Source organism: Gilliamella sp. wkB7, assembly GCF_001693435.1.
GTDB classification, from domain to species: domain Bacteria; phylum Pseudomonadota; class Gammaproteobacteria; order Enterobacterales; family Orbaceae; genus Gilliamella; species Gilliamella apicola_N.
Genome location: NZ_CM004509.1, coordinates 775,925 through 795,592, shown reverse-complemented (window position 1 = coordinate 795,592; position 19,668 = coordinate 775,925). Strand labels below are relative to the sequence as shown.

15 protein-coding genes are annotated in these 19,668 nt (G+C 29.3%); 11 read left to right on the top strand and 4 right to left on the bottom strand.

The window, feature by feature from the left end; genetic code table 11:
- The 4 genes from A9G17_RS03390 to A9G17_RS03375 all read left to right on the top strand — a co-directional run bounded on the left by A9G17_RS03390 (position 1) and on the right by A9G17_RS03375 (position 5,321).
- A complete protein-coding gene (locus A9G17_RS03390) occupies positions 1-624 on the top strand; it encodes a penicillin-binding protein activator LpoB (protein ID WP_065737503.1) in 624 nt (207 codons plus the stop codon).
- Positions 624-1,667, top strand: coding sequence for a beta-N-acetylhexosaminidase (gene nagZ, locus A9G17_RS03385; protein WP_065737502.1), 1,044 nt, complete (start codon positions 624-626; stop codon positions 1,665-1,667). Before A9G17_RS03390 ends, nagZ begins: the two co-directional genes overlap by 1 nt.
- On the top strand, positions 1,648-2,889 hold the full coding sequence (locus A9G17_RS03380; RefSeq protein WP_065737501.1) for a sigma 54-interacting transcriptional regulator: 1,242 nt from the start codon (positions 1,648-1,650) through the stop codon (positions 2,887-2,889). Before nagZ ends, A9G17_RS03380 begins: the two co-directional genes overlap by 20 nt.
- A 740-nt stretch (positions 2,890-3,629) precedes the next feature.
- Positions 3,630-5,321, top strand: coding sequence for a hypothetical protein (locus A9G17_RS03375; RefSeq protein WP_141677553.1), 1,692 nt, complete (start codon positions 3,630-3,632; stop codon positions 5,319-5,321).
- Between the two features lie 101 nt (positions 5,322-5,422).
- Here A9G17_RS03375 and A9G17_RS03370 read toward each other — a convergent pair whose 3' ends face one another.
- Entirely contained in the window at positions 5,423-7,708 is a 2,286-nt protein-coding gene (locus A9G17_RS03370; RefSeq protein ID WP_065737499.1) for a glycosyltransferase, read from the bottom strand.
- A gap of 200 nt (positions 7,709-7,908) precedes the next feature.
- Here A9G17_RS03370 and rfbB point away from each other — a divergent pair, with 200 nt between their 5' ends.
- The 5 genes from rfbB to A9G17_RS03345 are packed head-to-tail and all read left to right on the top strand — an operon-like array spanning position 7,909 to position 12,297.
- Positions 7,909-8,976 (top strand): dTDP-glucose 4,6-dehydratase, encoded by a 1,068-nt coding sequence (gene rfbB, locus A9G17_RS03365; RefSeq protein WP_141677552.1) that lies wholly within the window; start codon positions 7,909-7,911, stop codon positions 8,974-8,976.
- Between the two features lie 9 nt (positions 8,977-8,985).
- Complete coding sequence (gene rfbA / locus A9G17_RS03360; RefSeq protein WP_065737497.1) at positions 8,986-9,852, top strand: glucose-1-phosphate thymidylyltransferase RfbA; 867 nt, start codon at positions 8,986-8,988, stop codon at positions 9,850-9,852.
- An 8-nt stretch (positions 9,853-9,860) separates the two neighbouring features.
- Positions 9,861-10,391, top strand: coding sequence for a dTDP-4-dehydrorhamnose 3,5-epimerase (gene rfbC, locus A9G17_RS03355; protein WP_065737496.1), 531 nt, complete (start codon positions 9,861-9,863; stop codon positions 10,389-10,391).
- An 8-nt stretch (positions 10,392-10,399) separates the two neighbouring features.
- Entirely contained in the window at positions 10,400-11,266 is an 867-nt protein-coding gene (gene rfbD, locus A9G17_RS03350; protein ID WP_065737495.1) for a dTDP-4-dehydrorhamnose reductase, read from the top strand.
- A 20-nt stretch (positions 11,267-11,286) separates the two neighbouring features.
- Entirely contained in the window at positions 11,287-12,297 is a 1,011-nt protein-coding gene (locus tag A9G17_RS03345) for a WaaS/CpsH family glycosyltransferase (protein WP_065737494.1), read from the top strand.
- Positions 12,298-12,302: 5 nt separating this feature from the next.
- On the opposite strand, the gene A9G17_RS03340 is transcribed toward A9G17_RS03345, so the two are convergent.
- A complete protein-coding gene (locus A9G17_RS03340) occupies positions 12,303-13,325 on the bottom strand; it encodes a glycosyltransferase (RefSeq protein WP_065737493.1) in 1,023 nt (340 codons plus the stop codon).
- A gap of 585 nt (positions 13,326-13,910) precedes the next feature.
- Between A9G17_RS03340 and msbA (A9G17_RS03335) the strand changes: the two genes are divergently transcribed.
- Both msbA (A9G17_RS03335) and msbA (A9G17_RS03330) read left to right on the top strand, forming a co-directional pair.
- Positions 13,911-15,647 carry a lipid A export permease/ATP-binding protein MsbA gene (msbA, locus tag A9G17_RS03335; RefSeq protein WP_065737492.1) on the top strand — a complete coding sequence of 579 codons (1,737 nt, stop codon included), beginning with the start codon at positions 13,911-13,913 and terminating at the stop codon, positions 15,645-15,647.
- Between the two features lie 13 nt (positions 15,648-15,660).
- Entirely contained in the window at positions 15,661-17,430 is a 1,770-nt protein-coding gene (msbA, locus tag A9G17_RS03330) for a lipid A ABC transporter ATP-binding protein/permease MsbA (RefSeq protein WP_065737491.1), read from the top strand.
- Positions 17,431-17,693: 263 nt separating this feature from the next.
- Here msbA (A9G17_RS03330) and A9G17_RS03325 read toward each other — a convergent pair whose 3' ends face one another.
- Together A9G17_RS03325 and A9G17_RS03320 are read right to left on the bottom strand one after the other, a co-directional pair.
- Entirely contained in the window at positions 17,694-18,671 is a 978-nt protein-coding gene (locus tag A9G17_RS03325) for a glycosyltransferase family 8 protein (protein WP_065737490.1), read from the bottom strand.
- Positions 18,672-18,735: 64 nt separating this feature from the next.
- Entirely contained in the window at positions 18,736-19,668 is a 933-nt protein-coding gene (locus A9G17_RS03320) for a capsular polysaccharide synthesis protein (protein WP_065737489.1), read from the bottom strand.

The window sequence follows — 19,668 nt, the reverse complement described above, 5'->3', positions numbered from 1 at the left end:
ATGAAACAGATAAAACGTATAGTTGTTACTTCGGCAATAGCTTTTGTTTTAACGGGTTGTCATCTTTTAGATAATAAAGATGATATCATGACGCCTCCTGTTATTATAAATCCAACTGATGGAGATGTAATTGAAACCCCACCTTTAATTACTAAGAAAACGGATTGGAATACAATTTTGTCACCATTTACAAATAAACTGATAAATGATTCATCTTCTCTGAATGATGAAAACAAAGTTTTGTTAATTAGTGATATTCAAAATCGCAGTGGTGATTATTTGATAAATAACCAAATTGATGAAGCGTTACATCAATTAATGAATAAACAAAATAAATTCACTATCGCTAGTAGACAATCTATCAACCAAGCTAAACAAGCATTAGGCATTTCACCTGATGATAAATTGGTTTCAAGAGGTAAAATGATTGGGTTAGCCAAATCAATGAATGCTGGTTATGTACTTTTTACCACCATTTACAAAATACCAACAGAAAATAATGAAGCTAATCTTTCTATGGAATTAATTTCAACCCAAACAGGTGAAATATTAAATCGAGTAACATCTAAAGATTTTTCTAAGCAAAGTACCAATGATAATCAACAAAGTGAGGCTAGTGAGTAATGGGTCCATTGTTGATTGATTTTGATGGCATAACCCTAACTGATGATGATAAGAAACTACTGCAAAATCCATTGGTTGCAGGTGTAATTCTATTTAGCCGTAATTATCAAGAACCAAAACAATTGAGCGAATTGATAAAGCAGATCCGTGCAGCATCGAATGAGCGATTATTAATTTCGGTCGATCATGAAGGTGGACGAGTTCAACGTTTTAAACAGGGGTTTACTCTTATTCCACCAGCCCAAGCTTTTGCTGCACTTAACGATCTTGAACATGCTAAATCATTAGCATTTGATGCGGGTTGGATGTTAGCTATGGAGCTGATTGCTTTTGATATCGATCTTAGTTACGCACCCGTTTTAGATTTAGGCTATGACTGTCTAGCTATTGGCACAAGATCATTTCATCATGATGCTGATATTGCCTATCAAATTGCCTCATCTATGATTGATGGTATGCATATGGCGGGAATGAAAACTACAGGTAAACATTTTCCGGGACATGGTCATGTTATTGCAGATTCACATAAAGAAACGCCTATTGATGATCGTGAAAAATCAGTGATTGAACAAGATATGCAAATTTTCTCGAAACTTATCTCAGATAATAAACTTGATGCAATTATGCCAGCACATGTGATTTATCCAGTATTTGATGATAAACCCGCTAGTGGATCGTCATACTGGCTCAAAACAGTGCTTCGAGAACAGTTACATTTTAACGGTGTGATATTTTCTGATGATTTATCTATGGAGGGTGCATCAGTAATGGGAAATCATGCTCAACGAGCACAGGCTGCGTTAGCTGCAGGTTGTGATCTACTTTTGGCTTGTAATAATCGACAAGGTTCATTAGCGATTTTAGAACAGCTGATGATTTTGGATAAAACTCAGCCTTTAGCAACAAATAAAGCAAAACTTCTATTATCCAACACTAAAATAACCTTTGATGAATTAACTAAAAGCCTTGAGTGGCGGCATCGTCGTGATAAATTAACCAAACTAAATGAGAAATGGGCAGATTATGCAAGCAGCAATCATTGAAATCAATAATGACCAACAATTAATTAACTATAATCAACAAGCTGGTGAACTGATTTCGTCTGATTTGTTAAATTTGGATCAACCTTTTAATTATCATGATGTATTTTCTCTTGATAATTCCGTGAATTTGGATAAGCAAGATGATACGATTATTGTTTTAAATAACCAATACTATTTATTACAAAAAGTAGTGGAATCGTCAAAAACGATTTTTATTATACAATCAATCGAATATCTAAAAAAACGTTTATCAAAAATTAATGTTGTTGATCATCAGGCTTTTAATATTTTTGCAACGCAAAGCGCTGTTATGCAAAAACTTATTGCACAGGCAAAAGCCTTTTCAATGCAGCGTGAACCACTATTAATCTCGGGTGAGACGGGAACAGGCAAAGATCTGCTTGCCCATGCTTGCCATCAATATAGTTCACGGGGCGATCAAACCTTTTTAGCATTAAATTGTGCAGCAATGCCTGATGAAGTAGTTGAAAGTGAACTTTATGGTCATGCAGTAGGCGCTTATCCTGGCGCAATAGAAAGTAAAAAAGGTTTTTTTGAACAAGCAAACGGCGGTTCTGTATTACTTGATGGTATTGATGAAATGTCATTTCAAATGCAAACCAAATTATTGCGTTTTATTAATGATGGCTATTTTCGGCGTGTCGGCGATGATGATGAAGTCTATGTCGATGTGCGCATAATATGTGCGACAAAAGTTGACCTAGCTGGTTTAGTTGAGCAGGGAAAATTTAGGAAAGATCTTTATTACCGTCTAAATGTTTTGCCTCTTAATTTACCGTCATTGCAAGAACGTAAAGATGATATTGCCTTACTTACACAAATTTTTGTCGATGAATTTGCCCTTAAACAAGGCATTACTTCTCCCACCATTGATACTAGTGTGACCGAATCTTTAACACGCTATCCTTGGCCGGGTAATGTAAGACAACTTAAAAATGTTCTTTATTCAGCATTGGCACAATTGAAATCGACAATATTAACCATGGAAGATATAGTGTTACCTACAGCAAACAGTTCTCAATTACCATGGACTAATAATATTGGAAATAAAACGCTTGATGAAATGACTAAACAGTTTGAAAAAGAAATTTTAAAAAGCTTGTATATTGAATATCCAAGCTCCAGAAAACTCGCAAAAAGATTAGGGGTATCACATACTGCAATTGCTAATAAGCTTAGGGATTATGGGATAGGTAGATAAATTCAATTGATTTATCTAAATTTAGATTGAAAAGAGAATTATATCTATCAAAATAATATATTTATAAGCTACATTTGAAGTTTTATAATCAAAATATAAATAAATTAACATGATATAAAACGTATAAAAGGACAAGGAAATTATGAGAGTTTTATCAAGTTTTTAATAGTAGCTTTTACTAATGTGATTGCTGAAAAAAGATGATTGCATCTTTGTTAAATAGTGATACAGTGGCGAAAAAACTTGTCGTAGAAGTTTCATTAAAAGGAAACCATTATTCTAATATAGAGCTCAATATATATAGAGCATCTTTCTATAGTGATTATATATTTGATTGTTAAAAAATCAAAAATTACTAAATATGATATACCAGACGCTTATCCGATGGTTGAAAATACATAAATAATAAAAAGAGCCATTTTAAATCCCCATAATAATGGTGCTTCTTTTATTGTACCTTATCATGTGGATATTTTACCTAATAACTTTGAAGAGGACATTAATCATGCTACATCCAAATTGAAAAAATAATAAGGAGTATCATTCAAATGTATATTTCAAAGCCCTTATTAAGTATTGAGCAATAACTAATTGGGTATCTAATAATTAATATTATTTTGAATTATCATTGTTTTATTTTTTATAATGTAAATAAATTAGCTTTTAATTTAAAAGATAATTTATTAATAAAATAATAGGCTTAAATGTTTATGCTAAAAGTATTAATATGTACTAATCATATGGCAAGCATTGGTGGTTCAGAAATAGTTGCATTGGAAGTAGCAGAATGCTTCAAGAAGAATAATTATTTAGTTGATATTGTGGCGAATTATATCGATTCTCCAGTAATTGAGATCGCTAAAAATTCTGATATCAATTTATTCAATACTGATGAATTACCAAACCCATTCAATTATGATATTGTTTGGTCCCAACATCAGGTACTACCAATTCTTATCAATCATTATATAGATAGTTTTAATAATAAAACTTTCTTTGTATTTGCACACCTATCTCCTTATGAGCATTTAGAGACTTTTGGATTATATACAGAAAGGTTATTAGCTAATAAGATTTTTTTTAATAGCGAGGAAACATATAATCAGTTAAGTAATTTTGGTGTTCCTATTAATATTAGTGAAGTTTTTTATAATGCTGCTCCATCAGAATTTATTTGTGAAAAAGATTCTAAAAATGAACAATTAAAAAATATACTTTTAGTCAGTAATCATCCTCCACAAGAAGTGTTAGATGCACTGGATATTTTAAAAAATGAACATGGATTAAATATAATAAATATAGGTGTTAAAGGTCATGTAGGTCGATTAACACCTAAAATGATTGAGGATGCCGATGCGGTAATAACAATAGGAAAAACAGTTCAATATGCCATTGTTAGTGATACACCAGTTTACTGTTATGACCATTTTGGCGGAATAGGGTGGCTTTTGATTGACAATTATAAAAATTCAGAACAGTTTAATTATTCTGGAAGATGTTGTTTAAGACGAATATCTGCTAGGGAAATTGTTGACGAAATAATAACTTATTTTCCAAAAGCTAAACGTGATGTCTCAAAAATTAAGAGTGAAACTTTAACAAAATACAATTTAAATAAATATATTATAAATATAATCAATATTGCTAAAGAAAGCATTTCAGAAAAAACTTTAAATTTAGATGATCGTCAGAAGATAAAATCGGAATCAGAAATCGTAAAATCCATTAAGCAATATTATAACGCATATAATAGATTATTATTAGAGCATAAACAACTAACTATTAATAACAATGAATTAATCATTAAAAATTCTGAGTTAAATTCTGAAAATAGGGTGAAATCTGCAAGGATTGAAGATCAAAAATTAAAACACCAAGAACTTTTAACAAAATTTCAAGAAATATCATATAATAATGAAGAATTAATAGAGGAAAAGGAATCTATCTCAAACAAACTGGGACAATTAATAGAGGAAAAGGAATCTATCTCAAACAAACTGGGACAATTAATAGAGGAAAAGGAATCTATCTCAAACAAACTGGGACAATTAATAGAGGAAAAGGAATCTATCTCAAACAAACTGGGGCAATTAAAAGAGGAAAAGGAATCTATCTCAAACAAACTGGGACAATTAAAAGAGGAAAAGGAATCTATCTCAAACAAACTGGGGCAATTAAAAGAGGAAAAGGAATCTATCTCAAATAAACTGGGACAATTAAAAGAGGAAAAGGAGTCTATTTCAAACAAACTGGAACAATTAATTGAAGAATATAATAATCAATTATTGGAAAATCAGCTTAATTTGGATAATTACAACCAATTACTCAATTCATATAATACGTTAGAAACTCAATATCAGAAATATAAAAATACATTTTTTAACAGATTAACCAGAAGAATTAAAAGACTATATAGCAAAAATGTTGATTAATATTAGTATATAAAAAACCAATCTTTTATATGTTATTGAGTGATAAAACATAAAAGAAAGATTGGTTTACATTAATTATCATTTAAAAATTAAAAATGATATTACTTTGAAGCTTCATTCCATAGTTTATCTATGTTTAAATTTAGTATTAAATCCGAGATGCCTCTTGGGTTATGCATTAACAATGGGTCTAATTTTACAACCCAATTATGGTCTTTGCCTCTCTCTCCTTGCGCTCCAATATCAAACACTAACGTAGGTATTTTTAAGGCTAACGCGATTGATAATGTATAAGAAAAAGTTTCTTCCCATATACTAGGTAACAATATCAAATCAGGCGAAATTTTTCTAAGTTGGTTAATACATTCTTCATCATTATGATATTTACCAGTGACTTTAACATTATTGGTTTGCATCACATGTTGATCACTAGGATTACTATACCCAACTAAAAAATAGGATAATTTCAAATCTCGATTTTTGGCATCGACGGCTAATGCAGCTAATACTTGTGAACCTTTTTCGATACTTAATGCACCTATTGATGCAATTTTTATTTTATCTTTATCCTTATTTCTCTGTGCTGGTACAATATTTTTGAAAACATTTTCATGTGGAATAACATCAATATTTATTTCTGGAAAATCATATAATACAATGTCACGAGTTCGATAAGATGGCGCTTCAATCTTAGAACATTTATTAAAAAATAGATTATAAGCTTTATGCTTTTCAATTGCGTCTGAAATATTTACTTCATAATCAGCAGGTAATGATTTCCAGTTGTTCCAAATATTCCTTTGAGCTAAAGTTGGAAGTCCTTTGTAAATATATTCAGGGCTCAGTAGTTTGTAATCGTACGACATGCAAGCATAATCATGAATGATAAATTTATAATTCCAATCTGATGAAGCAAAATAATACAATAGTTTTTCATGATGATGCCAATCAAGGCCCGCAAAGCTATTGATGTGTATTAAATCTGGTTGACTTGTTTTAAAAAAGAAGTCTAAAAATCCAAAATCGCAACTCAAAGATAAATTCTTCAAATTAGGTAATTCTATATTATAATTTTCTGGAACTTCAATTGAATAATATTTTTTGTCATGAACTTTTAATAGAATGCAATCAATATTTTGATTTTTATATTGTTTTACTATTTGTTTAAGATAGGTATTGATACCGCCATCCCATGCATGAGAAACAATCACAACAGTTTTTCGATTTTCGAGTTTCAATTTTAGTCTAGCGATATCTAAATTACGTCTAAGGATTAAAACTGGATCAACATTTAAAAAGTGATGTACCATGTTTAAATAGTTTGGATGCTTCAGTTTTAGAGCATTTTCCCCTTTTTTCATATTTTCGGCTTTAATGGCAGAAAAAGAGACTGAACCAACATGAAAGACAAAGACATCTCCAATGATAATATTTTTGTAACCGGCATGAAGTGCCCTCATACAAAAATCATTTTCTTCACCATATCCAACTTTGAAAGCGTTATCATCTAACATACCTATTTTATTGATAACTTCTCTTCTCATATAAAAACAAAAACCAACCCCGGTTGGGGTTTCTATATATGCCCCTTTATTTATCTTGGCTGCTAATTGATCCAATTCAGCAGGAGTAACCTCTAGAACCTTATTGTTATCTTGACATGTGAATGGATAACTACAGATCGTTGCATTATTAGACATTGGTGTAATTGTGGCTATCGATTTATCACTATTAGCATAATCAATCATTCTTTCAAACCAGCCTTCAAACACAAAAGCATCAGAATTTAATAATATTACATCAAGATTATGCGATAGATTGCTTATGGCAAAATTAATCGTTTTAACGAATCCTAGATTTTCTTTATTCAGATGATAATCAAATAGCCCTTTTTGAGAAAGCTCATCAAGTTTTAGATTTAACTCCTGATCAGGACCTGCATCATTGATAACTAATAAACTATACTCATCCGTTGTTTTACTTTTTAATGCATGATAAATAGAACATAAAGATTCATCTAAACCTTTATAAATAGGTAATATAACGACACAACGTGTTCTTGAAGAATATTTGGCTGGTTGCAACTCATCCCATAAATGATCTTCAGGAGTTAGGGGGGTAAACCATAATTTTTTTTGTACATCGGATATTATGTCTGAATGATTGTACAAATTATTATCTGGATTTAATACATTACTTTTTACAGGAAGCTTTTTTGATAAAATATTTAAACCAAGAAAACTTATTTTTTTATAGCCATTATCGCGTTTTATCACGAAGACTTTTTTTAAAAAAAATTGCTCATTTGAGTCAAGTTTTCTTTTATAAATAGTGATTCCCAAACATTTGAGCTTCACTGCTGATTGTGTCGTAATTCTTTTTAGCATTATTTCCACACCATTTTATGTTATGATTTCGATTTTAAAAAATTATAACCTTATTTTGAATTCAATTAAACATGTAAAATTAATTCATTTTAATTCAATTAAACATATAATATTAATTCATTTATATTTATATTAAAGCATGATAAAATAATTTTTTAATTATATATTTACTTAAACTAACTATCTTATTCCGGATCTAAATTATGAAAATAATAGTAACTGGAGGTGCTGGTTTTATTGGTTCTGCTGTTGTTCGCTATATTATTGAGCAAACCGATGATGAAGTATTAGTCATAGATAAATTAACTTATGCTGGGAATTTGGAGTCTTTAGATCAAGTATCTAAAAGTAATCGATTTCATTTTAAACAAATTGATATTTGTGATAGAAACTCTTTAGCTAAAGCAATTAATGAATTTCAGCCAAATATTATTATGCATTTAGCTGCTGAAAGTCACGTTGACCGATCAATTGATAATCCATCAACATTTATAGAAACCAATGTAATCGGTACTTTTTCGCTTTTACAAGAATCATTAGTATATTGGAAAAAATTAGATTCAGATAAACAAAAATGCTTTCGTTTTCATCATATTTCTACCGATGAAGTATATGGTGATTTACATGGTACAGAAGATCTTTTTACTGAAACGACGCCTTATTCACCAAGTAGTCCATATTCAGCCTCTAAAGCATCAAGTGATCATTTGGTTCGTGCTTGGCATAGAACATTTAATTTACCTACAGTTATTACCAATTGTTCAAATAATTATGGACCTTATCACTTTCCAGAAAAAATAATACCATTGATGATACTCAATGCTCTTGAAGGTAAACCATTGCCTGTATATGGTAATGGTCAGCAAATAAGAGATTGGTTATATGTGGAAGATCATGCTAAAGCGCTTTATCTAGTTGCTACTAAGGCAAAAGTAGGTGAGACTTATAATATTGGTGGTCACAATGAACAAAAAAACATTAATGTTGTAAATATTATTTGTAAATTACTTGAAGAGTTTGTTCCAAATAAACCAGATGGAGTTAAGTATTATAAAGATCTTATTACTTATGTTACCGATCGACCGGGTCATGATCAACGTTATGCTATAGATGCTTCAAAGATCTATCTAGATTTAGGATGGAAACCTCAGGAGACATTTGAAACAGGAATGCGTAAAACAGTAATGTGGTATATACAGAACAAACAATGGTGTGAGCATATTAAAGATGGTTCGTATGCGCGTTCAAGACAAGGTATTATAAACTAAGGTAAATATATGAAAGGAATTGTACTTGCAGGTGGTTCGGGAACACGGCTATATCCTATAACTAGAGGTATTTCAAAACAATTACTTCCTATATATGATAAGCCAATGATTTATTATCCAATATCTGTTCTTATGATAGCTGGCATTACTGATATATTAATCATTTCAACTCCAGATGATTTACCGATGTTCAAGCGACTATTAGGTGATGGTTCCCGATTTGGAATTAAGCTCAGTTATGCCGAGCAACCAAAACCAGAAGGCTTAGCCCAAGCCTTTTTAATTGGTGAAGAGTTTATTAAAGGTCAAAGATGCAGTTTGATCTTAGGTGATAACCTATTTTTTGGTGAAAGTTTTAGTAAAAAATTACAAAAAGTAGTGAAACAAACAGAAGGTGCGACTATTTTTGGTTATCAAGTTGTTGATCCAGAACGTTTTGGTGTTGTTGATTTTGATGAAAATTTTAAAGCATTATCAATTGAAGAAAAGCCTATTAAACCAAAATCGAATTGGGCTGTTACAGGACTCTATTTTTATGATGAAAATGTTGTTGAAATGGCTAAACAAATTAAACCTTCTCATAGAGGGGAATTGGAAATAACAACACTGAATCAGATGTATTTAGAAGCAGGATTATTGAATGTTGAAATCCTCGGCAGAGGATTTTCTTGGCTCGATACTGGAACCCATGATAGTTTAATCGAAGCTTCATCTTTTGTTCAGATCATTGAAAAACGTCAAGGATTAAAAATAGCGTGTCTTGAAGAAATTGCCTATCGTAATGGTTGGTTAACTTTAGAGCAAGTAAAACAAGAAGCAGCAAGTTTAGGTAAAACATTGTATGGGCAATATTTATCTCAATTAATTGAGGAGTAGGTAAGTAAATGCAAGTAATCAAAACAGAAATTCCTGATGTTAAAATTATTAATCCTAAAGTTTTCGGCGATCAACGCGGTTTTTTTTTAGAAACCTATGAACAAAAACGTTATCAAGAAATGTTAAATATCAACTTAACTTTTGTTCAAGATAACCATTCTCGGTCACAAAAAAATGTTTTAAGAGGTTTACATTTTCAAAAAGAAAATCCACAAGGGAAACTCGTTAGAGTTGTCAGGGGTGAAGTATTTGATGTGGCTGTAGATATTAGAAAAGATTCATTGACTTATGGTAAATGGGTCGGTGTTATTCTTTCAGAAGACAATAAAAGTCAACTGTGGATCCCTCCAGGTCTTGCTCATGGATTCTTAGTTTTGTCTGATATAGCTGATTTTGAATATAAATGCACTAATTATTATGATCCTAAATCTGAAGGATGTTTACTTTGGAATGACCCAACAGTAAATATCAATTGGCCTATATCAACACCAATCTTATCTGACAAAGACAGATTAGGTAAAACATTACAGGAGCTATAATAAATCATATGAAAGTTTTATTAACTGGAGCTAATGGTCAACTAGGTAATTGTTTTGTGGATATTTTCCCATCAAAATGGGAACTGATTAAGACCGACACTGAACAACTTGATATTACTGATGAGTATGCGGTAGATAGTTTCATTGCTAAATATAAACCTGATGTCGTTATTAATGCTGCTGCATATACTGCGGTTGATAAAGCGGAGGACGAACCTCAACTGGCTTACAACGTCAATGTTATAGGCCCTAAAAATTTAGCCATTTCATCAAAAAAATATAATGCGAAATTTTTTCATGTTTCGACTGATTATGTCTTTGATGGAACTAACAATATTCCATATACGGAAGAAGATACTACTAACCCGATTAATATCTATGGCAAAACAAAACGTGATGGTGAATTAGCGGTTTTAGATAATGCTCCATCTTCTATTATTATCAGAACTTCTTGGGTATTTAGTCCATATGGTAATAATTTTGTTAAAACAATGTTGAGATTAGCTACTGAAAAACAACAATTATCAATAATTGATGATCAACTTGGTAATCCAACTTATGCAGGCGATCTGGCCCAAATTATTATTTATTTACTTGATAAAAAAATAGATGGAGGGATTTATCATTTTTGTGGCGATAGTTCAACCTCTTGGTTTTTATTTGCCAAAAGAATTTTTGAAATTGCCTTAACCCTAAAAGTGATAAACCAATCTCCAGAAATTATTCCAGTCAAAACGCAAGCATTTCCTACAAAAGCTAAAAGACCAAAATATTCAGTAATGAGTGTTGAAAAATTAAGAAAGTATGGTTTATTAGCTTCAGATTGGAATAAAGGTTTGATTCACAGTATTTCTAAAATTAAATTTGATAATTAATTTAAATAATCTAACATATTATGACTATTTATTTTGCAGAATGGAATGCTGATTATGAAAAGTATATGATCAACGCCCTTAAGCATGAATATGATGTTATACTTTTTAATAAATTGATGAAGCATTTTAGAGATATCAATTTTTCTTTAGAAAGAAAAAATCTTCCACGACAATGGTTTATCAAACTAAATAAATTAATAAAGTTAAGAAAATTAAAGCCTGATGATATTTTATTATGCAGTGGTTTTGCTATATCCGGATTTATAGATTTGGTTAAATATGCTAATTGCCATCGGGTGTTAGTTTTAAGAGATACTATTGATGTATTAAATAATAGTATGAAAAATAAAAAAAAATGGCTACGTCAGGATGAAGATTTTATCACCAAAATTACCCCTCATTTTAATAAAATATACAGTTTTGATTATGAAGATTGTAAAAAATATCACTTTAACTATTTGAATCAGTTTCTACCTTTTAGTTTCTCTGAAATGAAAAAGATTCGAGAAAGATCATTTGATAATAACACTGAAAAAAAATGTTTTTTTATTGGTGAATATTGGGATAATCGAGTTGAAGTGATTAATAAACTCGCTCCTATATTACAACTTAATAATTGTAGAACTGATTTCAATTTAATCAATTATGAAGTACTTAAAAAAGCTAATATAACTTATAAACAATCAGAATATTACAATATAGGACAAAAAATTAGCTATTTTGACAATATAGAAAAGGTAAAACAAAGTGATATTATTTTAGAAATTGTGCAAATAGGTCAATCAGGGGTAACCTTAAGATCCATAGAAGCGATATTATTTAATAAAAAATTAATCACTACAAATAAATCGATAAAAAAATATGATTTTTATAACCCTAATCAGATTTTTATTCTTGAAAATGAGAATTATAGCGACATCATAAAATTTTTACATACAAAATTTACACCCGCTCCTTTAGACATTTTGTACCAATATAGTTCTGATGCAATGTTAACGACCATTAAAAATGATTCAATAAAATATAATTGATTTTATTAATTTTTAGTTAATTTTTTAAGGCAATAGATGATATTACAAATTATTCCAGAAAAATACTTTTTTTGGTGTATTTTGTGTTTGGAACAATATCTCATTTGAGTAGCTGTAGTAGCAGGCAGTAGTGGCATAGATTTTAATGGTGATTGTTGTTTTGCATTTATAAAGTATTGTGCACATTTATAATGGTTTGCCCATGTATGCCAAGGCTTGGTTGGTCCGATATAATGTATTAATATTGCTTGCTCTAAATTAGGTGAACAGGTGTTATTCTTATTTTTATATTTTAGTTCATAATTAATGCTTACTTGTTGATTGTACTTTTTATTAAGATATTTAACCTTATCAAGTAGTAATAAATTCAAAACATCTTGATCGAGATGCGTAAATTTTTTTGATTTATTGGTATCAGAAAGTAATTCTAATGCTTTATCATTTATATTGAATTCATGCCATTTATTTAAATTCATTAGTAAAAAACCAGCATTAAAATAACTTTTTGATAATTTACTTTCATCAAGTCGAATTGCACATTTATTCCACCAAATAGCATCTTTATCTGTAACCACATAAGCGATATTTTCTTCGAATGGTAACGTTAATAATTCTTTTAATGATCCAGTGCATATTATATCTGCATCAATATAAAGAATTTTATCAATTTTTTTATAAAAATAATCGGCTATTATAAATCTAAAATAAGTTGCTATTGTCCAGTTTTTTGTTGTTGGAAGTTTCGACAAGCCTACGTCATCAACTAAATATAGTGTTATATTCGTTTTATATTGTTCAGATAATAATTTTAGATTTTTTTCAAAATCGCATGATAAATGGTTAGTAAAGATGTGAAAAGAAAATTCGAGATTAGTATTAGATATTAGAATAGAAGAGATTGAAACAGCACAACCTAAGAAAAAATTTTCATCGATTCCGTAGGCTATATCCAGCTGATCAGCATTGCTCCTATTATTACTATGAAAAGTTATTTTTTTTTTAATAATATGATTAGCATCGAGATACATTAGTGATTTCCTATTTGGAATAATCCACAAATAAACGCATTCAATAAAAATAAGGATATTGTTGTTGTAAAAATTAACTTGCTAATTAAATTAAATATAAAATGAATTGAATTACAGATAAAGTCTAACCCATTAGACATCATACACATTATATAGATAATACAAATAATATCTAGTTTGTACAATAAATGGTTAGTAAAGATGTGAAAAGAAAATTCGAGATTAGTATTAGATATTAAAATAGAAAAGATTAAAACAACAAAACCTAAGAAAAAGTTTTCATAGATTCCGTAATCTATATCTAGCTGATTAACATTGGTACTATTATAGTTATAAAAAATTTTATTTTTAATAAAATGATGACGATAGAGACACATTGATGATTTCCTATTTGGAATAATCCATAAATAAACGCATTCAATAAAAATAAGCATACGATTATTGTAAAAAAATTAACATGGTGATTAAAATAAATATAAAATATAGATAATACAATTTAGATCTAGTTGAAAAAGAATTGAAATAAAATATTAAACAATATAGTTTATATAGTATAATTAGTGTTTTGATAAATTATTCTCTTTTATGAAAAATAAATATAGCTCATTAAACACAATTAAGCAATTGTGGCCATTTATTTCTCCATATAAAAAAGCTTTAATAGTTGCTGTTATTGCACTTTTACTAAATGCTGCAACTGATGCAACATTAATCTCGCTAACTAAACCACTATTAGATAATGGCTTAATGGATAAAAATTATGAACTTTTAGTCCTTTTCTCAATTGGTATTATTGGTTTGATTGCTTTACGTGGATTATCAAATTATTTTTCTACCTATTGTCTTTCTTGGTTATCAGGAAAAGTTGTAACTAAATTTCGTCAATTAATTTTTAACCATTTAGTCAAAAGTCCAACAAGTTTTCTCCATAAAAGTTCAATTGGGGATCTCGTCACACTTATTACTTATAATACGCAACTATTATCTAAAGCATCATCGGATGCCTTGATTATACTCGTTAGAGAAATCGCATATGCTATTGGTTTAGGTATAGTAATGTTCTATGGTAATTGGAAATTAGCTTCTGTATTAATTATTGTTGTACCTGTTGTTATTTTTATTGCTCAATTTATTGCAAAAAAATTTCGTCATGCTCTAATATCTATGCAAAAAGGAATTGGGACCATAACGACAGCTGCCGATGAGATGATTAAAGGGCATAAAGAAATTCTTGTCTATAATGCTCAAAAATATGAAAAAGAAAACTTTTATATAATTAACAAAATTTTTAGGCGAGGTTTATTGAAGATTGTTTTAGTTTCTGGATTATCCTCACCTATTATTCAATTAGTCGCTACAGCCGCTTTAGGCTTAATATTATTTCTTGTCGCAAATCAAACTTTAGATATTACACCGGGTTCATTTACTGTTGTTTTTTCTGCAATGGTTGCTATGATGAGACCATTAAGAGAATTAACCAGTGTTCACCTTGAATTACAAAAAGGTTCTGTTGCTTGTGAAGCACTATTCACTCTTTTAGACACTCCTTTAGAGGAAGACAATGGAAAAATTGAATTAAAAGATGTAAAAGATGATATTGTTTTTCGTCATGTAACTTATACCTATCCAACCAATAGTGTGCCATCATTAAAGAATGTAAGTTTTAAAATTAAGAAAGGTGAAACAGTCGCTTTAGTTGGTCGCTCTGGCGCAGGCAAATCAACAATAGCAAGTTTATTACCAAGATTTTATGATATTGTTAAAGGCGAGATATTAATTGATTCTATCAATATCAAACAATATACTCTTAAATCATTACGTGACCAAATTGGGTATGTATCACAGCAAGTTCACTTATTTAATGGAACTATTGCAGATAATATTGCTTATGGAGCTAAAAATAGATATACCAGACAAGATATTATCGAGGCTGCTAAGCAAGCTAATGCAATGGAATTTATTGATAAATTAGAAAATGGAATTGATACTGAGATTGGCGATAATGGAATTTTGTTATCTGGCGGTCAGCGCCAACGAATTGCGATTGCAAGGGTTCTATTACGTAATAATTCAATTCTTATTTTTGATGAAGCGACTTCTGCGTTAGATAATGAGTCGGAAAGATTAGTACAACAAGCAATTGAAAACTTACAAAAAAATAGAACTTCAATCGTTATTGCTCATAGATTATCAACAATTGAAAAGGCAGATCGTATTTTAGTTATTGATGGAGGGAAGCTGGTAGAGGATGGGACTCACCAAACTTTGTTATCCCAAAAAGGCATTTATGCCTCAATGTATCAACTACAATTTAACTCTTAATTAAACTTAAATTATGAAACAAAATAGCACAACAACAAATAATGATATTGATCGAGACTTCTCAACGTTACATACGTTTTCTAAATTATGGCCATATATAACCAAGCATAAATTTCTACTTTTTTTAGCAATAATATTATTAATTATTAGCGCTTTTGCTGATACTTCACTTATTGGAATATTGCAACCATTACTTGATAAGGGGTTTGTTGAAAATGATCAGCACTTTTTATTTATGGCACCAATTTATATTTTTACTTTAGTTTTTCTTCGTGGTGCTGCAAATTATGGGTATTCTTATTTTTTATCACTAATTTCAAGTAAAATTGTGCTTAAAATTCGTCAAAGGCTTTTTAATCATTTCGTTGATGCACCGGTGAGTTTTTATGATAAAAACTCTACTGGTCGGTTATTATCGCGTATAACGTATGATACTGATCAAGTAGCCTCTTCTTCTTCTGATGCATTAATTACTATTGTACGTGAATCAGCATTTATTTGCGGCTTATTTTATACAATGTTTATAAATAGTTGGCAATTATCTCTATCTTTGATTTTTATTACACCTATCGTTATTGGTCTAATCACATTTGTGTCAATAAAGTTCCGAAAAATGGCCAAAAACATGCAGAACTCAATGGGTAATGTCACTATGTCTGTTGAGCAAATGCTAAAAGGTCATAGAGAAATCATTCTTTTTGGTGCTCAAGATGAAGAGTCGGCTAATTTTGAAAAAGCAAGTAATAAATTCCGAAGAGATACGATGCGATTAGTTTCCATTTCTGCTTTGTCTACTCCAATTGTTCAATTAATTATATCGTTTGCCATCGCTTTTGTATTATTAATGGCGAGTAATCCAGATTTAAATATTACCCCAGGACAATTTACAGTCGTATTTTCTTCTTTAGTTGCATTAATGCAACCAATCAAAAGTTTAACAAGTGTTAATGCTGACTTTCAAAAAGGAATGGCTGCATGCCAAACTTTATTTTCGATATTTGATCAACCTATTGAAAAAGACAATGGCAATTTAACTATTGAACGAGTAAAAGGTAAGATAGAATTTAAACATGTTTCTTTTACATATGAAACTAGACAAGAACCCGCATTAAAAGATATTAATTTTACAGTAGAGTACGGTAAAACCATTGCCTTTGTAGGTCGTTCAGGTTCTGGTAAAACGACTATAGCAAGCTTAATTACACGTTTCTATGATATAAGTGAAGGAGAAATTCTAATTGATAATCATAATATCCAGGATTTAACTCTATATAGTTTACGAAACCAAATTGGTTTAGTATCTCAAAATGTTCATTTATTCAATGATACCATAGCTAATAATATTGCTTATGGGCAAATAGGTGAATATTCACAAAGTCAGATTGAAGAAGCCGCTAAAAAAGCTTATGCGTATGATTTTATTAAAGAACTTGAGGATGGATTCGAAACTGTTGTTGGCGAAAATGGAATATTATTATCTGGAGGACAACGTCAACGCATTGCTATCGCTAGGGCTTTATTGCGTGATAACCCAATTTTAATTTTAGATGAAGCAACGTCCGCGCTTGATTCAGAATCGGAAAAAGCAATACAAAACGCATTGGAAGAATTACAAAAAGGGCGAACTTCAATTGTTATTGCACATCGATTATCGACGATTGAAAAAGCTGATAAAATTCTTGTTATTGATAGTGGTGAAATTATTGAACAAGGAACCCATCAAGAACTATTATCTCAACAAGGATTATACTCAAAATTATATGAAAATAAATTAGCAAACTAGTTTATTTACTTTCAAAATAAAATTGAAAACATATATTTTTTATATATGAGATTAAAAATTTAATATACTTAGTTTTAGTTTACCTATAAACTCTCAAAGGAATTTATTGTGTAAACACAGCAATAATATTATAATAGTTTAATATATCTAAAACCTAATATAAGCAATACAGATTTATTTTGAATTAAATTTTTTTTATATTTTTTTTAGATATATTAGTTGAAAATATTAACACAGTATTAATAACATTCATTAAAAACCAATCATTTCTTTAAGTAAAATTTATATTTTAAGTATAAAATATAATAATACATAGATGATATAAACTTACCTTTGTGTATTAAGTATTTTGAGTAATTTCTTATAGAAGAACTATTTCCGCTTAATGGTAAGTCATTTTCTTTCCAAGGAGATAAACTTAAATAGCGATTGAATATTTCAGATTGATAAACTTTAAACCAAGGTTTATTTTGTGAGATATAATGTAGAATCACTGTATATGGTCTAATTTCTTTTTCTTGATGTGCATCAATTGCAATTTTTATTTTAGTATTAAATTTTATAGGCAATAGTAATGTTTTATTTTCCAAAAGGATATTCAAAACATCTTGATCAGCATATTTATAAATTTTACCACTATTAATTAAATCAAATGCTTTTTGTGAAATTTTTTCCTCACACCACCGTTTTGTATTAATTAGTAATACACCAGCATTAAAATATTTCTCTGCGTTAATTTTATACATTGCCTTGATTTCTTTTTGCATGTCCAAACTATCAGGTATAACGCCAGCAATATAATTTTCAATAGAGTATTTTGCTAATTTTTCTAAGGATTGTAAACATATTGTATCGCTATCTAAATATATGATTCGGTCTGTGATTGAAAATAATATATCAGGTATAATAAAACGAATACATGTTGAAATAGTTGTTATATGTAAAACTAAAGTTTTTGGATTTATAATAAAATTACTATTAATAGTATAAAGTGTTATTGCAATTTTATCATTTGCTAATTGTTTAAATTTATCAATATTTGAATTCGATACCTTATCAACGAAAAGATGAAAATGTAAATTATAGTTTGGTGTATTATTTATAACTGATAATATAGTTACGCCTGCGGGTAAAGCATAATTATCATCAAAACCTAGAGCAATGTGCAAAGTTGAACAATAAGGGACAAGGTTATTAACTATTGTTTTTTGGGATTCAATAAAATCTTCTGCATTAAACATATATTTATATCATCATAAGTATTAACTAAAGATATTATAAACTAAATTTATTTATTAAAATAACCTAATAAAATAATTCTTTATCCTTTAATAAAATATCGAGAAATGAACCCTCTATTTTGTTTTTATATCTATATGTTAATTTATGTATGGATGATTGTTGTTTAATCTCATTTAACTCATATAAAGAAAAATCTCTATTAAACGATGATTGTATTCTATGGGTAGGTTCTTCAATTAAGTTAAAAGCTAATTCCCACTCTTCAGCTAAATGAGAATATTTATTTATCAAACCTGTAAAAATAAAATATATTAAAAAATAATCAATAATCTTGTTTTCATTTTTCCAATACTCAAAAAGTGCATTTCTTACACTACAAATGATATTATTATTTGGTTGGGCGTGCATAAACCAACTAGCAGACGTTAAAAAACTATGACAATCAAACCAAGAGCTTTCTTGAGTAATTCGAAAACCAAAAAAATCAGAATTAAGTATTTGAGGGTTAATTTCATTAGTTAATAATACCGTTGCATCAATCCAAGTTCCACCATATTTTGCTAATAAACAAACTCTAATGATGTCAGAAAGGTGTACTGAAGTAATAATACCTTTATTGTATTTATCGATTATATAATCAGGTAAATCGATGTAATTAAGGTAATTCTTTTCCGTTAGCCTAATTATTTGCCTATTACTATTATATTTTTCAATGCTTTGAAAGCATAATTTTATTATTTGAGGTGCTGCTGTTTCACCTTGAAACCAAATTTGCCATATAGGTAATCTATCAGATTGAATAAAATTTGATTTATTCTTCTCTGGTGTATACTTACAATATTTCAAAATATATTCATAGAATTCTTTCTGTCTACGATAAGGTAAGTCAAATATTTTATATTTTAAATAAGTTTTAACCTGTTTTCTGATAGGTTTTATAAATATAGGAAATGTTATGATTTTAATGATTTCTTTTGAGATTTTGTATGATAGCAT